The 19,854-nt window shown below is 71.5% G+C and carries 22 protein-coding genes and 1 pseudogene; 11 read left to right on the top strand and 12 right to left on the bottom strand.

The features are described from left to right. Window positions 1-143: 143 nt before the first annotated feature. The gene (locus V1633_RS02570; protein ID WP_331212486.1) at window positions 144-1,097 is read left to right on the top strand and encodes a C40 family peptidase; all 954 of its coding nucleotides are present in this window, start codon (window positions 144-146) and stop codon (window positions 1,095-1,097) included. A gap of 118 nt (window positions 1,098-1,215) precedes the next feature. Here the strand turns inward: V1633_RS02570 and V1633_RS02565 are convergent, their stop codons facing one another. Both V1633_RS02565 and alr read right to left on the bottom strand, forming a co-directional pair. After that, a complete protein-coding gene (locus V1633_RS02565) occupies window positions 1,216-2,226 on the bottom strand; it encodes a D-alanine--D-alanine ligase family protein (protein ID WP_331212485.1) in 1,011 nt (336 codons plus the stop codon). After that, entirely contained in the window at window positions 2,219-3,400 is a 1,182-nt protein-coding gene (gene alr / locus V1633_RS02560) for an alanine racemase (protein WP_331212484.1), read from the bottom strand. The genes V1633_RS02565 and alr overlap by 8 nt, the downstream gene beginning before the upstream one ends. 89 nt (window positions 3,401-3,489) lie before the next feature. On the opposite strand from alr, the gene V1633_RS02555 reads away from it, so the two are divergent. Continuing rightward, window positions 3,490-4,212, top strand: coding sequence for a hypothetical protein (locus tag V1633_RS02555; protein WP_331212483.1), 723 nt, complete (start codon window positions 3,490-3,492; stop codon window positions 4,210-4,212). A 44-nt stretch (window positions 4,213-4,256) separates the two neighbouring features. Here V1633_RS02555 and V1633_RS02550 read toward each other — a convergent pair whose 3' ends face one another. The 3 genes from V1633_RS02550 to V1633_RS02540 are packed head-to-tail and all read right to left on the bottom strand — an operon-like array spanning window position 4,257 to window position 6,174. After that, window positions 4,257-5,057, bottom strand: a complete 801-nt coding sequence (locus V1633_RS02550) for an ABC transporter permease (RefSeq protein ID WP_331212482.1) — start codon at window positions 5,055-5,057, stop codon at window positions 4,257-4,259. After that, window positions 5,054-5,800, bottom strand: a complete 747-nt coding sequence (locus tag V1633_RS02545) for an ABC transporter ATP-binding protein (RefSeq protein WP_331212481.1) — start codon at window positions 5,798-5,800, stop codon at window positions 5,054-5,056. The genes V1633_RS02550 and V1633_RS02545 overlap by 4 nt, the downstream gene beginning before the upstream one ends. After that, complete coding sequence (locus tag V1633_RS02540; protein ID WP_331212480.1) at window positions 5,797-6,174, bottom strand: hypothetical protein; 378 nt, start codon at window positions 6,172-6,174, stop codon at window positions 5,797-5,799. Before V1633_RS02540 ends, V1633_RS02545 begins: the two co-directional genes overlap by 4 nt. A 128-nt stretch (window positions 6,175-6,302) precedes the next feature. On the opposite strand from V1633_RS02540, the gene V1633_RS02535 reads away from it, so the two are divergent. Continuing rightward, window positions 6,303-6,761, top strand: coding sequence for a GntR family transcriptional regulator (locus V1633_RS02535; RefSeq protein WP_331212479.1), 459 nt, complete (start codon window positions 6,303-6,305; stop codon window positions 6,759-6,761). Then, window positions 6,758-7,879, top strand: a complete 1,122-nt coding sequence (locus V1633_RS02530; protein WP_331212478.1) for a DUF1648 domain-containing protein — start codon at window positions 6,758-6,760, stop codon at window positions 7,877-7,879. The genes V1633_RS02535 and V1633_RS02530 overlap by 4 nt, the downstream gene beginning before the upstream one ends. Window positions 7,880-8,152: 273 nt before the next feature. Here V1633_RS02530 and V1633_RS02525 read toward each other — a convergent pair whose 3' ends face one another. The 3 genes from V1633_RS02525 to V1633_RS02515 form a co-directional block, all read right to left on the bottom strand. Beyond that, window positions 8,153-9,103 (bottom strand): sigma-70 family RNA polymerase sigma factor, encoded by a 951-nt coding sequence (locus V1633_RS02525; protein WP_331212655.1) that lies wholly within the window; start codon window positions 9,101-9,103, stop codon window positions 8,153-8,155. Between the two features lie 549 nt (window positions 9,104-9,652). Continuing rightward, a complete protein-coding gene (locus V1633_RS02520) occupies window positions 9,653-10,552 on the bottom strand; it encodes an N-acetylmuramic acid 6-phosphate etherase (RefSeq protein WP_331212476.1) in 900 nt (299 codons plus the stop codon). Window positions 10,553-10,731: 179 nt separating this feature from the next. Continuing rightward, window positions 10,732-11,640: a MurR/RpiR family transcriptional regulator gene (locus V1633_RS02515; RefSeq protein WP_331212475.1), complete on the bottom strand. Its 909-nt coding sequence runs from the start codon at window positions 11,638-11,640 to the stop codon at window positions 10,732-10,734. Window positions 11,641-11,912: 272 nt separating this feature from the next. On the opposite strand from V1633_RS02515, the gene V1633_RS02510 reads away from it, so the two are divergent. Further along, window positions 11,913-12,665, top strand: a complete 753-nt coding sequence (locus V1633_RS02510) for an SDR family NAD(P)-dependent oxidoreductase (protein ID WP_331212473.1) — start codon at window positions 11,913-11,915, stop codon at window positions 12,663-12,665. Between the two features lie 238 nt (window positions 12,666-12,903). Here V1633_RS02510 and V1633_RS02505 read toward each other — a convergent pair. Further along, window positions 12,904-13,551 (bottom strand): annotated as a pseudogene (locus tag V1633_RS02505) (dTMP kinase); the annotation flags it as partial. A 191-nt stretch (window positions 13,552-13,742) separates the two neighbouring features. Between V1633_RS02505 and V1633_RS02500 the strand changes: the two are divergent. The 4 genes from V1633_RS02500 to V1633_RS02485 are packed head-to-tail and all read left to right on the top strand — an operon-like array spanning window position 13,743 to window position 15,599. Next, a complete protein-coding gene (locus V1633_RS02500; RefSeq protein WP_407951948.1) occupies window positions 13,743-14,393 on the top strand; it encodes a nucleotidyltransferase family protein in 651 nt (216 codons plus the stop codon). Beyond that, window positions 14,390-14,665: a hypothetical protein gene (locus V1633_RS02495; protein WP_331212472.1), complete on the top strand. Its 276-nt coding sequence runs from the start codon at window positions 14,390-14,392 to the stop codon at window positions 14,663-14,665. Before V1633_RS02500 ends, V1633_RS02495 begins: the two co-directional genes overlap by 4 nt. A gap of 13 nt (window positions 14,666-14,678) precedes the next feature. Beyond that, window positions 14,679-15,449: a metallophosphoesterase family protein gene (locus V1633_RS02490; protein WP_331212471.1), complete on the top strand. Its 771-nt coding sequence runs from the start codon at window positions 14,679-14,681 to the stop codon at window positions 15,447-15,449. A gap of 3 nt (window positions 15,450-15,452) precedes the next feature. After that, window positions 15,453-15,599: a GPGG-motif small membrane protein gene (locus V1633_RS02485; RefSeq protein WP_331212470.1), complete on the top strand. Its 147-nt coding sequence runs from the start codon at window positions 15,453-15,455 to the stop codon at window positions 15,597-15,599. Between the two features lie 176 nt (window positions 15,600-15,775). Here the strand turns inward: V1633_RS02485 and V1633_RS02480 are convergent, their stop codons facing one another. Beyond that, entirely contained in the window at window positions 15,776-16,555 is a 780-nt protein-coding gene (locus tag V1633_RS02480; RefSeq protein WP_331212469.1) for a peptidoglycan DD-metalloendopeptidase family protein, read from the bottom strand. A gap of 128 nt (window positions 16,556-16,683) precedes the next feature. On the opposite strand from V1633_RS02480, the gene V1633_RS02475 reads away from it, so the two are divergent. After that, on the top strand, window positions 16,684-17,436 hold the full coding sequence (locus tag V1633_RS02475) for an HD domain-containing protein (RefSeq protein WP_331212653.1): 753 nt from the start codon (window positions 16,684-16,686) through the stop codon (window positions 17,434-17,436). A 29-nt stretch (window positions 17,437-17,465) separates the two neighbouring features. Then, window positions 17,466-17,999 carry a GNAT family N-acetyltransferase gene (locus V1633_RS02470; RefSeq protein WP_331212468.1) on the top strand — a complete coding sequence of 178 codons (534 nt, stop codon included), beginning with the start codon at window positions 17,466-17,468 and terminating at the stop codon, window positions 17,997-17,999. A 223-nt stretch (window positions 18,000-18,222) separates the two neighbouring features. Here V1633_RS02470 and V1633_RS02465 read toward each other — a convergent pair whose 3' ends face one another. Together V1633_RS02465 and V1633_RS02460 are read right to left on the bottom strand one after the other, a co-directional pair. Then, the gene (locus V1633_RS02465; protein WP_331212467.1) at window positions 18,223-19,053 is read right to left on the bottom strand and encodes a hypothetical protein; all 831 of its coding nucleotides are present in this window, start codon (window positions 19,051-19,053) and stop codon (window positions 18,223-18,225) included. Further along, the gene (locus V1633_RS02460) at window positions 19,053-19,682 is read right to left on the bottom strand and encodes an RNA polymerase sigma factor (RefSeq protein WP_331212466.1); all 630 of its coding nucleotides are present in this window, start codon (window positions 19,680-19,682) and stop codon (window positions 19,053-19,055) included. The genes V1633_RS02465 and V1633_RS02460 overlap by 1 nt, the downstream gene beginning before the upstream one ends. Between the last annotated feature and the right edge of the window lie 172 nt (window positions 19,683-19,854).

Raw genomic sequence — 19,854 nt, 5'->3', positions numbered from 1 at the left:
TAATCCTCGACCCGGGCTAGGTTGAACCGGTCGGCCCGGAAGTCAGTCATCCCACCGGGTGGCGCCGGTCCGGTGTCGCCGCGAGTCCAGCCAGCACCCGCGGCGGTAACGCAGGAAGGGCTCTGCACACGTTGTCTTCATCGGTGCGGAACCTGCTGCGGGCGCTCGTCGTGGCAACTGTCTCGGCCGCCCTGGTCGCCCCCGTGTCGGTGGCCCGGGCCGAGCCCACGGCCGCCGAGCTCACGCAGCAGATCAACAAGGCCTCGGACGAACTTGAGAAGGTCGTCGAGTCGTACAACAAGCTGAACGGGGACATCAAGAAGAGCAAGGCCGGGGTGGCCGAGCTGAACGCCCGGATCGGCCCACTCGAACAGCAGGTGGTGCAGGGGCGCGCCGAGGTGGCCCAGATCGCCTCCCGGGCGTACAAGTCGGGCGGGCTGAGCGATGCGAACGCCCTGCTCGGGCGGAGCGCCGCCGCCGACCTGGTCGACCGGCTGGGCGCACTGGAACAGCTCGCCCGGGACCGTGACCGGCAGCTCTCCACATTCAACGCCACCCAGCGCCATCTACTGGACCAGAAGGCCGAGCTCAACGCGACGCTGGCCCGGCAGAACGCCCAGGCGAAGCAGCTGGCCAGCCAGAAGAAGAAGATCGAGAAGGATCTCGACAAGCTGTACGACATGCGCCGGGAGGCGTACGGCTCGCCGACGTCGTACAGCGGCAAGTACACCGGCAAGATCCCCAAGATCGACGGCGACGCGGGCAAGGCGGTCACCTTCGCGTACAACGCGATCGGCACCCCGTACGTCTACGCGGCGGACGGTCCGAACGGCTACGACTGCTCCGGGCTGACCTCGGCGGCCTGGCGTGCCGCCGGCAAGTCGCTGCCGCACAACGCCGCACAGCAGTGGGACGCGGTCGCACACATCGGTCGCGGCGACCTGAAACCCGGTGACCTCGTCTTCTACAGCGGGCTCGGCCACGTGGCGATCTTTGTCGGGAGCGGCAAGGTGATCCACGCGCCGACGGCGGGTGAGAGCGTCAAACTGGCCAGCGTCGACATGATGTCGCCGTACGGCTACGGCCGGGTTCGGTAGGACCCACCCGGCGCGGACGACAAACGATGCCGGGAGGTCGGGGAACCGACCTCCCGGCATCGTTGCTGTCCAGCCCCCGCTGGAGGGTGCTCAGTCGACGAGCCCCTCGCGTGGGTGCTCAGCCGACGAGGCTCAGTCGCTGGTGCCGGACCAGCGCGGTCTCGATCAGGATGTCCAGCAGCGCCGGATAGCTGAGCCCGGCCACCTGCCAGATCCGGGGGTACTGGGAGACCGGGGTGAAGCCCGGGAAGGTGTTGATCTCGTTGAACACCGGCTCCACCCCGTCCCGGAGGAAGAAGTCGATCCGGGCCAGCCCGGAACAGCCGAGCGCCCGGAACGCCCGGACCGCCAGGTCGGCCAGCCGGTCGGCGATCTGGTCGTAGAGTCGGGCCGGGATCTCGAAGACGGTGCCGGGGTCGCCGTACTTGGCGTCGAAGTCGAAGAACGAACGTTGGTCGGTGACCCGGATCTCCAGCGCCGGCCCGGCGACGACCCGGCCGTCCGGGTACTCCAGCACCGCGACGTCGATCTCCCGCCCCGGTACCCCCTCCTCGATCAGCACCTTCGGGTCGCTGCGCCGGGCCTGCCGCAGCGCCGCCGGCAGGTCCGTCCAGCGGGTCACCCGGGACACGCCGAGGCTGGAACCGGCCCGGGCCGGCTTCACGAAGACCGGCAGGCCGAGCCGGCGCAACTCCGCCTCGGACGGCAGGTCGTCCGGGTCGGTCGGTCGGGACACCACCCCGTCGGCCACCGGTACGCCCTCCGCGGCGACCAGCCTCTTGGTGAGGTCCTTGTCCATCCCGGCCGCACTGGCCAGAACGCCGTTGCCGACGTACGGCACCCCGGTCATCTCCAGCACCGACTGGAGGGTGCCGTCCTCGCCGTACGGGCCGTGCAGGGTCGGGAAGACCACGTCCGCCGACCGCAGTCGGTCCACCGCCGCGAAGACGTTGACCGGGGCGTCGGTGCCGAAGACCCACTCCCCCGACCTGGTGATCAACACTTGCTCCGGCCGGTACCGGGCCGGGTCCAGGTTCGCCAGTACGCTCGCCGCCGACTTGCGGGAGACCTCGTGTTCCCCGCTGCGCCCGCCGGTCACGACCGCGACCCTCAGCGTCGAATCAGACATGCACCCGCTCCCGTCCAGTGTTCTGCTGTTCCGACCGCACCGGCAGGTAGCGACGGGCCACCCGGGCACCGATGCCGGTGAAAATCTCGTGCGGGTTGGTCCCGGCCCACCCCGCCCAGTCGGAGACGACCGGCTCTCCCCGACCTCCGTCGCCGAAGAGCAGGACCTCGTCGCCGGTCCGGACCGGCAGGTCACCGACGTCGACGACGACCTGGTCCATGGTCACCCGGCCGGCGATCGGGCAGCGTCGGCCGCCGATCCAGACCTCGCCCCGGCCGGCGACGATACGCGGGATCCCGTCGGCGTAACCGACCGGCACCAGAGCCAGGGTGGTCGCGGCCGGTGCGACGTAGTCGTGCCCGTACGAGATTCCGGTGCCGGCCGGGACCCGCTTGGTCAGGATGACCCGGGAGCGCAGGGTCATCGCCGGCCGGAGCCCCACCTGCCGGTCCGCGCGCGGCTCCGGGCCGTACAGGGCGATGCCGACCCGGACCAGGTCGAAGTGGCTCTCGGGCAGCCCGACCAGGCCGGCCGAGTTCGCCAGGTGCCGTATCTCCGGGGTCAGTCCGCCGTCCCGGGCCAGTTCCAGCGCCCGCTCGAAGCGGCGCAGCTGGACGTCGTCCCGGGGGTCACCGGAGGTCTCGCCGCCGGCCAGATGGGACCAGACACCCCGGACCCGGATCCGGCCGAGGAGTTCGTTCGCCCGCGCCAGCCGTACCAGTTCTGGCCAGTCGGCGTCGGTCGCGCCGTTGCGGGACAGCCCGGTGTCGGCCTTGAGGTGGACCTCCGCCCGCCGGCCGACCCGGCCGGCGGCGGCGGCGACCCCCCGCAGGTGCGCGACGGAGGCGACCGAGAGGTCGACCCCGGCGGCGATGGCCGGTCCGAAGTCCTCGTCCGGTGCGTGCAGCCAACTGAGCACCGGCGCGCCGATCCCGGCCGCGCGCAGGGTCAGCGCCTCCGCCTGGGAGGTCACGCCGAGCCACCGCGCCCCGGCGTTCAGCGTGGTCCGGGCGACCTCCAGAAAACCGTGACCGAACGCGTCCGCCTTCACCACGGCCAGCAGATCGGCGCCGGTGAGGCTGGCCAGGACCCGGGTGTTGTGCGCGATCGCGTCAAGATCGACAACCGCCTCCGCGAGCGGCGGCAGCGTCAACTCTCCCCCGATGTTGATCACGTTGAGTGAGCCTAGAAGGAGGTTGTGTGGATTCTGTGAAGACCGGGTGCGGTAGTGATGTGAGCCTCGGCACCGGCTAGCCTGCCGGGATGACCCCGTCCGAGGCCAGGGAGCTGGCCGCCGTGGTGTTGGAGCGCCTCGCCCCGCGACTGCCGGAACTCGCCGCGTCGGGCGGCACACGGCGCCGGGATACCCCGATCCACCAGCTCTACGCCCTGGTCGCGGAACGGCTCCGCGCCATGGACGAGCAGGACGCCCTCACCGAACTGGCCCGGGATCCCCGGAACGACTCGCTGGTCAGGCGCCTGCTGGCCAGCGCGGCTGCCGATGACGCAGCGTACGCGACCGCACTCGCCGCCGCCGTCGCCGCCCTCCCGGCCGGGGCGGCACCGGCTCCCCGGTCGGCGGGACGATCCGCCTCGGACGGGGAGACGTCGGCTCCGGGCGCAGCCGAAGGATCCGCCCCGGACCGGGACGGCAACGGTCCCGACCGGCCGGCGCGGGAACGCCGCCCTCGTCGGCTGGGCGTCTGGATCGCCCTGGCCGCCCTCGGCGTACTCGCCGCGGTCGGCTTCCTCGTCGTCCGCTCCGTCGTCGACAACCTCACCAACGCCGGCGGGCTGAACGCGCGGTCGACCTGTACGGAGTACCGACAGGCGCCGCCCGAGGAGCGGGTGGCGGCGATCCGGCAGATCGGGCTCGCCAAGGGCGTCTCCGGGGTCGACAGCCCGCTGGTGATGACCGCGATCGACCAACTCTGCGAGACCCAGCCCGAGGCGGCGATCGGCGACCTGATCGGCCGGCTGGGGTGAGGAACCGGGGCCCGCACGCCACGCACGGGCCCCGGTGGACCACGTCAGGTGACGTCCCGGCGCATCGGCAGCGCCACGGCGAGCAGCGCCGCGACGGTCGCGTACCCGGCGAGCAGCACTCCACCGAGCAGCGGTGACATCAGTCGGACCGGTGTGTCGCCGAGTTCCACGGCGGCGGCGTCGAGCACGTAGCTGAACCCGGTGAGCGCGGCGGTCGCCCCGGCGGGCAGGAACGGGTAGAACCAACCCGCCCCCGGGACCAGTACCAGCAGCGGTTCGAGCAGGTAGAAGTAGCCGAGCACCGCCGCGAGCGCCGCGGCCTGGTTACGGAGCAGCGCGCCGATCCCGACTCCGATCAGCATGTGCACCGCCAGGGTGAGCGCCAGCCTGCCGAACAGTTCCAGGACCGTCCCGGTGGGCAGCCCCAGGGTGAGGTCCCGGGCCGCCGCCCCGGTGAGGAGGACGGCCGCGCCGGTGGCGGTGAGCGTCAGCCCGTACGCCAGGCCGTAGCCGGTGTACGCGACGAGCTTTGCCAGCAGCACCCGCCAACGCCGGGGTGCGAACAGGAAGGTCACGTCGATGGTCCGGTGCCGGTATTCCGAGGTGACGGCGAGCGTACCGAGTACCACCGGAACGAACACGGTGTAACCGATCAGACCGACCACCCCCTGGACCCCGGCAGCGGTGTCGAGGCCGGGCATCGGCTGGTCGAGGTTCTCCGGGCCGAGCAGGGTCAGCAGCCCGACCAGCACACCCCCGGTGAGGACGGCGACCACCAGCGCCACCGCCCAGAGCCGGGTGGCGAGGAGTCGGCGGAACTCGGCGTCGATCAGGCGGATCATCATGCTTCCCCTCCGGTGGTCGACCAGGTCGACCCCTCGACGGTCAACTTCAGGAAGAGTTGTTCGAGGCTCTGGTGCCCGCCGACGAGTTCGGCGAGCGGGCCGGCGGTCACCTTGCGGCCGCGTCGGATCAGCACCACGTCGTCGACCAACTGTTCGACCTCGCTCAGCAGGTGGCTGGAGACGAGGACGGTGCGCCCCTCCCGGGCCAGCCCACGGAGGAAGCCGCGCAGCCAGGCGGTGCCCTCCGGGTCGAGGCCGTTGCCCGGTTCGTCGAGCAGCAGTACGCCGGGGTCGCCGAGCAGGGCGGTGGCCAGACTGAGGCGCTGCCGCATTCCGGTGGAGAATCCGCCGGTACGGCGGTCCGCCGCTTCGGTCAGCCCGAGCAGCCGGAGCAGTTCGTCGACCCGGCGGTCGGGATAGCCGCCCATCGCCGCGTACGTGCGCAGGTGGGCCCGGGCGGTGTGGCCGGGGTGGAACGCCGAGTCGGCGAAGACCGCGCCGACCGTGGCGGAGGGCCGGGGCAGGTCACGGTACCGGCGGCCGCCGATAGTCGCGCCGCCCGAGGTGGGTGTGACCAGGTCGAGGATGGCCCGCATGGTGGTGGTCTTGCCCGCCCCGTTCGGGCCGAGGAAGCCGGTGACGGCGCCCGGGCGGACGGTGAAACTGAGGTCCTGTACGGCGGTGACCGCCCCGAACCGTTTGGTCAGCCGGGACACCTCCACGGCCAGGTGGTCGGCGCTCATGCCCGCGCTCCGGGTGTGGTGCGCCGGGTGATGGCCCGGGCCAGCCCGACCGCCTCCGGGGTGGAGACGAGCACCTCGTCGAACCTGCCGTCGACGTCGGTCCGGTCGATCCGCAGCCGCAGGCCGGGTACGCCGCGCCGGGCGTGCACCAGCTGGCGGGAACGACCGAACAGGCCCCACACACCGATCTTCGTGTGGCCGGCGACCGTGAGGCCCCGACGCGGGCCACGGGCCAGGCGCAGCGGGTGGTCGACGTACTCCACCTGCCGGACGGCACGCAGCGGCACCCGCAACCTCCGCCGGCCGAGCCAGAGCCGCTCCATGCCCGTGAAGTCGAAGATCACTTCCTCGTTGCCGACCACGATCGTCGCCATCAGCCCACCGTCCTGTCGGTCGGGGTCGACGACGTCCCACGCCGTCGACCCTCGGCTATCTGTTCTATAAGTTGTATAGCAGAGGACCACAACATCTTGTCAACTCATGCCGCTCTGTTCTATAACTTATGGAACAGAGCGAGGACGGGGGCAACGTGATCATCGAAGTGGACCCGCACAGCGAGGTCCCGATCTACCAGCAACTCCGGGACCGGGTGGTCGAGGCGATCGCTACCGGGGCGCTCCGGGCCGGGGACCCCCTGCCCTCCACCCGCGCGCTGGCCACCGACTTCGGCATCAACTTCCACACCGTCAACAAGGCCTACGACCTGCTCCGCCAGCAGGGCCTGCTCCGGATCAACCGCAAGTCCGGCGCGGTCGTGCTCCGGGACGGCGACTCCGGACCGCCGACGCCCGGATTCGTCCCGGAGTGGACCGCCCGGGCCACCACCCTGCTCGCCGAGGCCACCGCCCACGGGCTGGGCCGGGAGGAGCTTCTCGAACTCTGCCGCTCGGTGCTCGACGGGTTCGACAGCGGCCCGGACCGGGTGTCGACGGGCCCCACCAGAAAGGGAGACGAGCGATGACCGCGACGTTCATCGGGCCGCTCACGGCCCTGTTCCTGGTCGCCGGTTCCGCCTGGACGATGCCGTCCGTGCAGCGCCCCACCCTGCCCTTCGGGGTGCGGGTACCCGTCCAACGGGCCGGTGACGACGCCATCGCCGAGCAGGTCCGCGCGTTCCGGACCCGGGTCGCGGGGGCCGGGCTGCTCGCGCTGATCGCCACCATCACCCTCGGCACCGTCTTCAGCACCGCCGAGGAGGAGACCCTGGCGCTGATCGGCAGCGCGCCGACGGTCGCCCTGCTGCTTCTGGTCGCCCTCTTCTATCTGCGGGCGCGGCGGGCGATCCTGCGGGTCAAGACGACCGACGACTGGTACGGCGGCCTCGCCCAGCGGGTCGCGGTGGACACCTCGCTGCGTACCCGGTCGGAGCGGTTCCCCTGGGCCTGGACGCTGCCCGCACTGCTGACCCTGCTCGGCACCCTGGCCGTCGGGATCGTGCTCTACCCCGACATGCCGGCGCGGATACCCATGCGTACCACCGGCCTGGAGGTCCACGCGTGGCAGCCCAAGTCCCCCTGGGTGGTCGGCCTGCCGGTGACAATCGGCCTGTTCACCACCGCCCTCGTCATCGGGCTGCTCGCCTGGTCCTACCGGTCCCGGGCCGACCTGGAACCCTCCGCTCCGGTCCGCTCGGCGGCCCAGCACCGGCTCTTCCTCCAGCGGATCGGCCGGGCCCTGCTGCTCTTCACCGCCGGCATGAACGCCGCCATGCTGTTCGCCTTCGTCCCGATCTGGCAGGGACGGACGCCCGGTGTCGCGGCGATGACCGGCCTGATGCTGGTCTGTCTGCTCAGCACCGCCTACCTGATCATCGTGGGGGTGCGCACCGGCCAGGGCGGCAGCCGCATCCTCGCCGACGAGCAGGGTACGGAGCGGCCGGATGCCGCACACTTCGATGACGACCGGTACTGGCGGTTCGTCGGTCTCTGCTACGTCAACCGCGAGGACCCGGCGATCCTGGTGCAGAAGCGGGTCGGCCTCGGCTGGACCTTCAACTTCGGCAACCCCCGCAGCTATCTGGTGCTGGCCGGGATTCTCGTCATCACCGCGCTGATCGTCCTCGTTCCGGTCCTGGCCTAGCCGGGGCCGGAGACGGCCCAGCCGCGGATCGGGGACGGCCCAGCCGCAGGCCGGAGACGGGCGTGGGGGGGGGGGGGGGGGGGGGGGCCCCCCCCCCCCCGCCCCCCCCCCGGGGGGGGCCCCCCCCCCGCCGCGGGGGGGGGGGGGGGGGGGCGGGGGGCGGGCAGCGCCCCCCCCCCACCACCGGTCAAGCTCCGGTTCGTCGCCCCTGTCCGGGGCGGCGAACCCTCATCGTCGTTCGTCAGGCCCCGGCACGGGCCCGACCGTCGTTCGTCAGGCCGCCGCCAGTCCCTCGGCCCGGGCCAGCTCACGCAGCCGACCCAGCGCCTGGATCTCCAGCTGCCGGATCCGTTCCCGGGAGAGCGAGAACCGCGAGGCGACCTCGGTCAGCGAGTGCTCCCGGCCGTCCTCCAGGCCGTACCGGGCCCGCATGATGCCGGCCGACCGGTCGTCGAGGTGGTTGAGCAGCCCCTCGATCCGCTGCCGCTCCAGCCCGGTCAGCACGATCTCCTCCGGCGACGGGGCGTCGCTGTCCGCGACCAGGTCGCCGAGGTTGGTGTCGCCGTCGTCCCCGACCGGGGTGTCCAGCGAGACCGTGTCCTGCGACCAGCGGACCAGCTCGTGGACCCGCTCCACCGGCACGCCCAGGGCGGCCGCGATCTGCTCCGGCTCCGGGTCGGAGCCGAGCTCACGGGTCAGCTGCCGGGCCACGTTGCGCATCCGGTTGACGTCCTCGACCAGGTGCACCGGCAGCCGTACGGTCCGCTCCTGCTGGGCGATGGCCCGGCTGATCGCCTGACGGATCCACCAGGTGGCGTACGTCGAGAACTTGTAACCCCGCTCGTAGTCGAACTTCTCGACCGCCCGGACCAGACCGGTGTTGCCCTCCTGGATCAGGTCGAGCATCGGCATGCCGGAACGGACGTACCGGCGGGCGATCGACACGACCAGCCGGAGATTGGCGCGGATGAACAGGTCTTTCGCACGCTCTCCCTCGGCCACGAGCCGCCGGAGTTCCGCGTGGCTGACACCCTCGGGGACCCGGTCCTCGTCGAGCAGGTGCTCAGCGTAAAGGCCGGCCTCGATGGCCTTGGAGAGGTCGACCTCGGCGGCGGCGTCGAGCAGCGGTGTGCGGGAGATCTCGTGCAGGTACACGCCAACCAGGTCGCGCTCCTCGGCAACCTCGTCGGTCCGCATCACGATCTTCTTCTCCACGTTCCCCACGGTCCCCTCGTCGTTCTTCCCGGTGGACGCCCGGGCTCCTGCTCCTGCCGTCCCCACGTTCATCAGCCCCTCCCCCGTAACTTCCGCTGTGCCCCGCGGTGCTGACACCTACACAACAGTTGAGACGCGTTGGGGATTCCAACTCGTGAGTCGAAAGTGTCACGAATGCCTGAGTAGTTGCTGAAAGCACGATCGACGTTTGCTGTCAGTCGTCCCGATCGGGTGAGTCGGAACCGGCAACGCCACAGCTACGGGGCTTGCGTCGACTCGCGCCCAGGTATCGCACCATCGCCACACAACGACACACAGCGATCCAGGTCACCAGGTTGCTGCGATTCTCGTCACGCTTCGATACACGTACGGCACGGCTGGTCGGTTCACCCCGCCGCACCAGGATTACCCCTCCGCCCGGGCAACAATCCGCAGCCCCGATCCAGTCCCGGGTCGGTTGTCCGACGGCGCCGGACCGTCACCCGGGGCGCGCGACGGGACACCGGAGGCCCGGACGGGACACCGACGACCGTCGACGCCGACGGTTCCCCGGGGAACTCAGCCGGCGAGCAGGGCGAGAGCTCCCCGGACCTGGTTGGCCGACCGGTCGAGGGCGGCCCGGGCGTCCGCGATGGCCGCTCCGGAGAGCATTGCCACCAGTGCGGCCTTCAGGTCACCGTCGGCCTCGGTCAGCGCCCGCTGGGCGACCTCCTCGGGACAGCCGGTCGCCTCCATCAGGATGGAGATCATCCGGCCCCGCAACTTGGCGTTGGTGGCCACCATGTCGATCATGAGGTTGGAGTAGACCCGGCCCAGTCGGACCATCGCGGCGGTGGAGAACGCGTTCAGGACGAGTTTCTGGGCGGTCGCGGCCTTCATCCGGGTCGAACCGGTCACCACCTCCGGTCCGGTGTCGACCCCGATGAAGACGGTCACCGTACGCGCCGCGGCCGCATGCGGATCGGCGCAGAGCAGGACCGTGTCGGCGCCCATTCCGGTCGCACTCCGCAGGGCGCCCAGGACGTACGGGGTACGTCCACTCGCGGCCAGGCCGACCACCAGGTCACCGGGTCGGACACAGTCCCGGGCCTCGGCCTCGCCGCCGACCTCGTCGTCCTCGGCGTCCTCCACGGCCCGCAGCATCGCGCCCGGTCCACCGGCCAGGTGGGCGCAGAACCACCGGTCCGGGGCGTTGAAGGTCGGTGCCAGTTCGGCGGCGTCGAGCAGACCGAGCCGTCCCGAGGTCCCGGCGCCGAAGTAGTGCACCCGCCGTCCGGCACGCAACGCCGTCACCGCGAGGTCGACCGCGACGACCAGCTCGTCCAGGACGTTCGCGACGGCCGCCGGAACCCGCCGGTCGTCCTCGTTGATCACCCTGAGCACGTCCCGGGTGGACATCAGGTCGAGATCCGTGCTGCGCGGGTTGCGTCGCTCGGTCGGTGCGGAGACCCGTGCCACGGCACGTCCGCCCGGCCCCGGGTAGGACGACCCCGCGTCAGATTCCGGACGCGGGGTCGCGGGTGGCGCGCCGGGCTCGACCCGTCCGGTCGTCATGTCCGCCCTCCCGCGCGTCGGCCTCCGCCGAGTCCCTTGCCCATGCCATCGCCCCGCTTCGCTCGCATCCGCCGCACCGAGCCTCAGGACCGCCGCCGATTGACCCGGTGCGGTTGCACGGCCTCCGCGGTGACCTCGAGCGCCTTCCTGGCCCGGGCACGGTTGCGGGCCGCCACGCCCACGAAGAGGCAGTCGACGACCGTCAACTGGGCGAGCCGGCTGGCCATCGCCCCGGACCGGTACGTCGTCTCCCGGGCCGCCGTGGTGAGCACGAAGTCCGCGACATCGGTGATCGGCGAGCGGGGGAAGTTGGTCAGCGCGACCGTGGTGGCGCCGCGCGCCCGGGCCTGCTCCAGCACCTCGACCGCGTCCAGCGTGGTGCCGGTGTGCGAGATGCCCATCGCGACGTCGCCCTTGCCGAGCAGCGCGGCCGAGGTGAGCGCGGTGTGCACGTCCGGAAAGTAGAAGGCGGTGCGGCCGATCCGGTGCAGTTTCTGCTGGAAGTCGGAGGCGACGAAGCCGCTCGCCCCGGCGCCGTAGATCTCGATCCGGCCGGCGTTGTTGATCGCCTCGACCACCTGCTCGCAGACGGCCGGGTCGAGTTGCTCGGCGGTCTCCTCCACGGCCCGCGCGTCGCTGAACGCGATGGTCGCGATGATCTGCGCCAGGTCGGCGCCGGGCGGGATGTCACCGCCGACGACCCGGGCGTCCGGCGGTTCGACCCGGCGGGCGGCCTCGGCGGCGAGCCGGATCCGCAGCTGTGGGTAGCCCTCCATGCCGACCGATCGGCAGAACCGGATGACGGTGGCCTCGGAGGTTTCGGCGGCGGTCGCGAGGTCGGTGATGGTGCGACGGGCGGCGTCCGCGGGATCGGCCACGACGAGTCTGGCGACCCGCTGCTCGGCGGGCGACAGGGACGGGAGCAGGCCGCTGATGTGCACGATCAGCCCACCCGTCTCGTGACTCGCAGAAACCTTCGCAGTCTTCACCACGGATGAAACTTACTTTCATGAAGGCGGGAGCGTCAACCATGACGCGCTACACCTGCGAAAGTACGCCCGACCGGTGGGAAATTGCGGCCGGTCAGTCCAGCCGAGCGTGCCGATCGCGCGACACGTTCGTCGTACCCGGACCGCCGAGCCGCCCGGTCGAACGCCATCCGGATGAATCGTCCTCGATCGATAGGTTACGCCCGACGACGAACCCGGTCGCACGACGGCCGGTCCACCGGGCCGCCACCGGCCGGGCCGATACCGTTGGGCCCATGGTAGATCGCACTGTGTTCGTCACCGGCAGCACCGGTGGCCTCGGCGGCGCCGTCACCGCCGCGTTCCTGGCCACCGGCTGGCGGGTGGTCGTACCGGTGCGGTCGGACGACCGCGAACCACCGACGGCGCCGGGCGCCGGTCTGACGGGGTCGAACGGCACGACGGCGGAGGCCGGGCCGGAATCGGTGGGTGGCGCGCCGGTCCGGGTCGTCGCGGACCTCACCCGCCCCGACCAGGTGGCCCGCGCGGTCGCCGTCGCCGCGGGCGACCCGGCCGCGCCACTGCGCGCGGTGGTCAACCTGGTCGGCGGGTACGCCGCCGCCGGCCGGATCCACGAGACCCCGCTCGACGACTTCGAGCACATGATCAGCCTCAACCTGCGTCCGACGTACCTGGTCACCCAGCAGGCGCTGCCGCACCTGGTCGAGGCCGGCGGCGGAGCGATCGTCTGCGTCTCCTCGCGGGCGGCGCTCGCCCCGTTCCCCGGCGCCGCCGGTTACGTGACCGCGAAGGCCGCCGTGCTCGCGTTCGCCTCGGCGGTGGCGGTGGAGTACCGACAGGCCGGCATCCGCTGCAACACGGTGGTACCGAGCGTCATCGATACCCCGGCCAACCGCGCGGCACAGCCCACCGCGGACCACTCCCGCTGGGTGGCGCCGGCCGAGATCGCCGGGGTGATTCGTTTTCTGGCCAGTGACGATTCCGCGCCGACGAGTGGCGCGACCATTCCGGTCTACGGGCGGGCCTGAACGCAGCCTCGCGCCCGGAGAGATCCTCGGCGACGTCCCGGTCCGGCTCCTCCCGCCCGTGCGGAGCGCCGGTGGGCCCCGCGCCGGGTGCCGCCGAAGTGGACCGTGCGGGCGGCGGACCGTGCGCCGACGAACCGGGCCGGACCGGACCGGACCCGGCCGGGCCGTGTCCCACCTGCCCCGGGCCCGATCCCGCGGCGGAGCCGGCCGGGCCGGATCGGGCCGGCCCCACCCCGGACGGGCCGTGTTCCGGCGGCAGCCAGTCCCGCAGGCCGGCCAGGATCGCCGCGGTCACCTCGTCCGGCGGTCGGTTGGCGTCCACCACGACAAAGTCGGCGTACTCCGGCAGGGAGCGGTACGCGGCCACCCCGGCGGCCAGGTACTCGATGCTCTCGTGGTCGGTGCCCCGGGCCTCGATCCGCTGGTACGCCTCCCCCGGCTCGACGTCGAGCAGGAACGTGACGTCAGGCGGCGGGAAGATCCGGTACAGCACCCGGGCCAGTCCCTCCCAGCGCCGGCCGCCGCCGTGTGCCCGGATGCTGGCGTACTGGCAGACGGCGTACCGGTCCATCATCGCGATCTGCGAACCGAGCCGGGAGCGGACCAGCGCCCGCGCGATCGCCAGCCAGCGCAGCACCGACTCGGCGAGCAGCATCCCGTCGCGGCCCAGCAGCCGCTGCGCGTCCCGGCGGCCCACCTTGCGGGCCAGCCGGCTGAGCCAGCGCCGCCCGCCGGCGTTCTGCCAGTACGTCGCCGGCAGACCCGCCTCGGTCAGGATGTCCGCCAGACGGTGCGCCTGGGTGGTTTTACCCGATCCGTCGATCCCGACCAGGGCCACGGTCCGCAGCCGTCCCCCGCCTTGCCGCTCCTGCAGAGTCCGGGCCACCCTCAGCACGGTACCCGGCGACGGCACCCGGCGGCGCGATCCGCGTTTCCGGCAGGCGTTCGCGGGGGTGGATGAGAGCCGGTCCGGGACCTCCCGTACCGGCCCAGGTGTGAACGAACGGAATGCCGGGTAACGGTAAATCTCCATCCCACCGACCAGTTGCCCGCATACTCACCGACCCGGGAGAACAGATGGAGCACAGCGGCGACGAGACCCTGCTTGCCACCCTGAAACGGGTCGCCGCCGTCCTGAAGCAGTCCGAGATTCCGTTCGCCCTCGGCGGCAGCTTCGCCGTGTACGCGCACGGCGGCCACTCCAGTGACCACGACGTCGACTTCCTGATCCGGGAACAGGACGTGGAGGGCGCCCTGGAGGCGTTGGTCGAGGCGGGGTTCACCGCCGAGCGGCCCCCGGAGGACTGGCTCGTCAAGGTCTGGGACAACGACCGGATGGTGGACCTGATCCACCGGCCGATCGAGACCCCGGTGACCGACGAGACCTTCCGGGACACCGTGGTACGACCGGTGGACGCCATCCACATGCCGGTGCTCTCCGCGACCCACCTGATGGTGCACAAGTTGCTGAGCTTCTCTCAGCACTACTGCGACTTCGCCCGTGGGCTGCCACTGGCCCGTTCCCTGCGCGAGCAGATCGACTGGGACCGGGTCCGCAAGGAGACGGCGCACTCCCCCTACGCCGAGGCCTTCCTGGTGCTGCTGGACCGCCTGGAGGTCGTGACGTACAACAGCCCGGTCGACGAGGGCCGGGCACCGGTCGCCGCGACACCGGCCGGTACGGCGGGTCAGCGGCGGGGCGGGGAAGAGGAGGAGGTAGTGGCGTGAACCGACAACCGGGCAGCGGCGAGGAGCCACCCGACGACTATCTGGAGGCGGCGATCCAACGGCTGCTCACCGAGCACACCGAGGTCGCCGAGCAGGGCCTGACCGTGACCCGCCGCGACCACTCGCTGGTGGTCTGCGGCGAGGTGGAGAGCGCCCAGCGGCGTGAGGAGATCCTCCGACTGGTGTTGGAGCACTTTCCCCAGCTGCCCGTCACGGTCGACATCGGACTGATCCGCACCCAGGCGCCGACCGAGGTGGAGGAGTTGCGGTGAGGGAGGCGACGACATGGTGATTCGGATCGCCGCGGTCGGCGACGTACACATGGACCAGGACGTGGTCGGTCGGTTCCGGCCGGCCCTGGAACAGTTGCCGGACAGCGCGGACGTGCTGCTGCTGGCCGGCGACCTGACCCGGCACGGGACCGAGCGTGAGGCCCGGTGCGTGGCGACGGAGTTCGGCAACCTCGGGGTGCCGGTGGTCGCGGTGCTCGGCAACCACGACTACCACTGCGACGAGGTCCCGGCGGTGATCCGGGTGCTGGAGGATGCCGGGATCGTCGTACTGGAGGGGACGAACCTGGTGCTGGAGTGCGGCGGGACCCGGCTCGGGATCGCCGGTGCGAAGGGCTTCGGCGGCGGGTTCGCCGGGCGCTGCGCGAGCGAGTTCGGCGAGCCGGAGATGAAGGCGTTCATCCGTACCACCCAGGGCGTCGCCGACCAGCTCGGGGTGGCCCTGCGCGAGATGGACTGCGACGTACGGGTGGCGCTGACCCACTACGCGCCGGTCCCGGACACCCTCGCCGGGGAGCCCCTGGAGATCTATCCGTTCCTCGGCTCGTACCTGCTCGGGCAGGCGATCGACTCGGCACCGACCGAGCTCGCCCTGCACGGGCACGCGCACGCCGGCAGCGAGCGCGGTACCACGCCGGGCGGGGTGCGGGTACGTAACGTGGCTCACCCCGTGATCAAGCAGGCGTACAGCGTGTTTCACCTGCATGCGCCCTTTGCGGGCGCGAACGGGAAGGTTTCCGCGATCAGCGGTTCGGGTAGTTCCTGACGCATGGAATTACTGCTCTGGATTCTCGCAGTCGTACTGGTGGTCGCCGGCGTCATGGCGCTGTTCCGGCGGCAGCTCCTCTGGGGCATCGTGCTGATCATCGTCGGCCTGCTCGTCGGGCCGTTCGGGGTCAGCGTCTTCAGCGGTTAGCCCGGGGCCGACGCAGTGCCGCGCCGGCCCATCGAACTGACCTACATCCCTCCGATCAACAACCCTCAGAACCAACCGGGGTCGTCCGGTCCGGGTCTTCGTCCTCCCCCTGAAGACCCCGGCCGACGACCCCGGTTCACGTTTCCCACCCCCGCCTCGGCGGGCTGTCGTACGTCTCAGCAGCGGGGTACGCCCGGGATGAAGCCGTCGTAGCCGGTGAGCACGTACGCGTCGGCGATGAACCGGCCACTGCCGATCCGGTCCCAGATGTTGCTGGTGCCGTAGGTGCCGGTCACCGTCGTACCGGTGGTCTGGCACTGGATGGTGACCCGGGTGCCGTCGGCGACGGTGCCGACCGAGGAGTGGCCCGTGCCCGGGCCGGAGCGGACGGTGAGCGCGGTGCCCGAGGTGTTCACCGTGCCGGTGCCGGCGCCGCCGCCCGAGCAGCCGTTGTCGCTGGTGTAGTTCCGGGTGCCCCAGTAGAGCGCCAGGCCGCCGTTGAACCGGACCTGGATGTCCGAGCCGTTGAGCCGCTGCTCGTAGTGCAGGTGCGGGCCGGTGGAGCCGCCGGTGGTGCCGACGTACCCGATGACGGTGCCGTACCCGACGGAGCGGCCGACGGCGGTGTTGAAGCTGCTGAGGTGGGCGTAGTACGTGGTGTAGCCGCCCCCGTGGTTGATCCGGACGTACTTGCCGTAGCTGGTGCCGCCGAGGTCGGTGACCACGTCGACGGTGCCGGGGGCGCTGGCCACGACCGGGTCGCCCTGGTCGTCGGTGCGGTTGAAGTCGACCGCGTACGCCGGGCTGTGATTGCTGCGCGTCTGCCCGGACCAGGTCTGGTTACAGGGGAAGGGCACCTTGAACGTCGGCGCCGCGGCCGCCGGTGAGGCGGGCACCAGCACCGTCGCGGCCACCAGCAGACCGGCGCCGACGAGGGCGAACAGGCGGGAACGCATCCATGACCTCCCACGGAGAAAGTTTTCCATGTCTCCATGGATCGTGGCAGAAAACTTCAATGGACGGAAGAGCGACCTCCGGCGTGCGGGCGACCGGACCCGGAGCCGATCCGGTATACCTGGACGCCATGGCCTCGCCGACGTACCTCAGATCCATGCCCCTGCACGCCATCACCGAGGTGTACGGGGAAGCCGGCCTGCGCGACCGGTTCGGACTGGAGGTCGAGCGCTTCGACCCGGCGCAGCGGGACCGGCTGGGCGCGGCACTGGACCTGGCCGCGAATCTGCACCGGGACGACCGGCGGGTCCGGGAGCCCTACCTCAACCACCTGCTCCGGGTGGCGATCCGGATCATCGTGTACTACCGGGTCACCGACGTCGACGTGATCGTCGCGGCACTGCTGCACGACGCGGTCGAGGACCATCCGGCGGAACTCGCCGGCCTGCCCGCCGACACGCCGCGCCAGACCGCGACCGAGGCGGCGCTGGCCGAGGTGGCGCGGCGGTTCAACCCCCGGGTCGCCCGACTCGTCGCCGCGGTCACCAACCCCGAGTACGCCCCGGACCGCGACCGTGACGAGCAGTACCGCGCGCACCTGGCCGAGAGCCTGGAACGGGAGCCCTGGGCCCGGGTGATCAAAATTTCCGACTTCACCGACAACGGGGTCGGCGTGATCCACACCACCGGCGACAAGGTGCCCCGGTCAGCCCGCAAGTACCGCCCGCTGGTGCCGCTGATGCGTGACCTGGTCGGCCGCCCGGACACCCCGTTGGACGCCGAGGCCCGGACCCACATCCTGGGCCAGTTGGACCTGGCCGAACAGCGCTTCGCCGCCATCCTGGACGGTCCGGAGGTCGCCCGCACCTCGGCCGGCGACTGACGACCCGGAAGCCTGTCAGGCTGTGCGGCATGGACGTACGCCTCGAACCCTGGTCGGAATCGGCGCTCGACCTCCTGCGCCGGATCAACACCCCGCAGATGCGTCGACACGTCGGTGGCCCGGAGTCGGAGGAGAAGCTGATCGCGCGGCACCGCCGGTACCTCGCCATGCCGGCGACCGGCCGAGGCCGCATGTTCGCCGTACTGCTCGACGACGAGATGGTCGGCAGCATCGCCTACCACCAGCGTGACTGGCGGGGTCAGCAGATCTACGAGACCGGCTGGAACGTCCTGCCGCCCTTCCAGGGCCGGGGCATCGCCGCCGCGGCCGGTACCGCGCTGATCACCATCGTCCGGGAGGCTGCGCGCCGCGCCGACGCACCGCACAGCCTGCACGCGTTTCCCTCGGTCGAGAACGCCCCCTCCAACGCCCTCTGCCGCCGCCTCGGCTTCACCCTGCTCGGCCCCTGCGATTTCGAGTACCCACCGGGCAGCGGCTCTCTGCTGCGCAGCAACGACTGGCGCATCGACCTCCGCAACTCCTGCCAACTGCCGGGAGAATAGTCGGCGGAGCCATACGACTGCGCCTCTCAAGGAGATGGACGGTCGGACGACTGCCAATATGGGCGGCGGGTGGACGATCCCACTACAGGGTCGAAATCTACGAAGAATGCCTCGCGGAGGGGACGGCCGCCATTCTCTGGAGCGGTCCGTCCCCACGCGAGAACGTCGAATAGACAGAAGCACCCGATCGACTGCCGAGGCGCAATTCGGCGCAGTCGGGTGTTCAGCCCATGCGCAGGGATTCGGTGGGCAGGGTGCGGGTGCCGGTCGCGGTGTCGATGTCGACGCGGCTGGCGGTGGGCTCCCCACGTTCCGCGGGCCACCAGGCGCCCCAGATGCCGCCCTGGACGGTGGCCGTGATCCGCAGTTCGTTGCCGAGCACGATGGTCACACCGGTGACGTCGGGGCCGGCCATCCCGTACAGCTGGTAGGCCTGCAGGGAGTGGCTGCCCGTCTCCCCCTCGGACAGTGGAAGTTCGTCGCCTCCGGCGACGATGACCTCACCCGCCGCCGGTGGCTGGACCGCTTCGTCTGTGGTGTTGACCCACATCCTGCTCAGCCCGTCGGCGCGGATCCCGGACAGGGCGATGAAGGGGTCGGCGGATGTGCCTGATCCGAGAGCGATGTCGACGCAGTAGGTGATGTCGCCTCTGCGGTCGACCAGGGCCGTGCGCCCGGCGGCGTCCGACCGGCGCGCGCCGACGCCTTCGATGCCGACCGCGCCGACCTTCAGATCGCTGCACGCCGAGGCCCAGGTCTCGATGTCCTCGTCGCTGGCGGTACCGCCCGGCGCGGTGGCCGGGACGGCGGTCCAGCTGGCGTAGCTCGGTGGCGCGGCCGGGTCGGCGGTGACCATGACGGCGACGGTGACCGCGACAGCCGCCGCGGCAGCCGTCCCGAAGGCTGCCCGACGCACGACCGGACGCCGCCACGGCTGGGGCCGCGGCTCGTGCGGCGCCACGGGCTGCCGCCGGCTGGTGCCGGCCTGCTCCACGAGCAGCGCGCGCAGGGCGTCTCGTCGCCGGGGATCCATGGGCGTGAGGGTGGAGGTCATCACAGCTCCCTTGCGGGCGTGGAGATTGACGGGGCCGGCCGACGACCGGAGGCCGCCTCGACCGGTTGGGAGACGGCCGCCTGCAACCGGGCACGGGCCCGGGACAGGCGCGAGCGAACCGTGCCGACCGGCACGCCCAGGGCGACGGCGGCGGCGGAGTAGTCCAACCGCTGCCATACGCAGAGGGTGAGCACGTCCTGCTCCGCCGGTCGTAACCCCGCGAAGGCAGCACGCAGCCGTGCCAGGTGCCGCTCGTCGTCGACACGTCCGGCGACGGCATCGGCATGGTCGGGTTCGATGGTCACCGGGGGCAGCCTGGCCAGCGCGCGGCGGTGGCGCAGGCTGGTCCGCCAGCGGTTCTGCAGGGTGCGCCGGGCGATGCCGTACAGCCAGGGCAGGGCCTGGCCGTCGACGAGCTCGATGTCCGACCGGCGCCGCCAGGCCTCCAGGAAGACGACGGACAACAGGTCGTCGGCGGCGTCCAGACTGCCGGTACGGCGGGCGCAGTAGGCCCGCACCGCCTCACCGTGACGATCGAACAGGACGCCGAAGCACTCCGGCTCGCCGTCCTGGGCCCGCCGCCACAGCTCGCCATCGCTGGCCGTGGCCATGTCCGCGATCTCGCTCATACCCCCTCTATGACCACACCCGGCGGCGGGTTCCCGATCCTGGCGCATGGATCCAAACTTCCGACTGGTCCGGGACACCCGTTCCCGAGTGCCCCGGCCGGGTCGACGGCCGCCCGGCGGCCACAGTGGAGTCACTGTCCGTCGCGCCGACGGAACCGCAGGCAATGAGCAG

The organism is Plantactinospora sonchi (assembly GCF_036422035.1).
Lineage (GTDB): Bacteria > Actinomycetota > Actinomycetes > Mycobacteriales > Micromonosporaceae > Plantactinospora > Plantactinospora sonchi.
The sequence above is the reverse complement of the archived record's forward strand: the minus strand, read 5'-3'. Positions and strand labels throughout refer to the sequence as shown.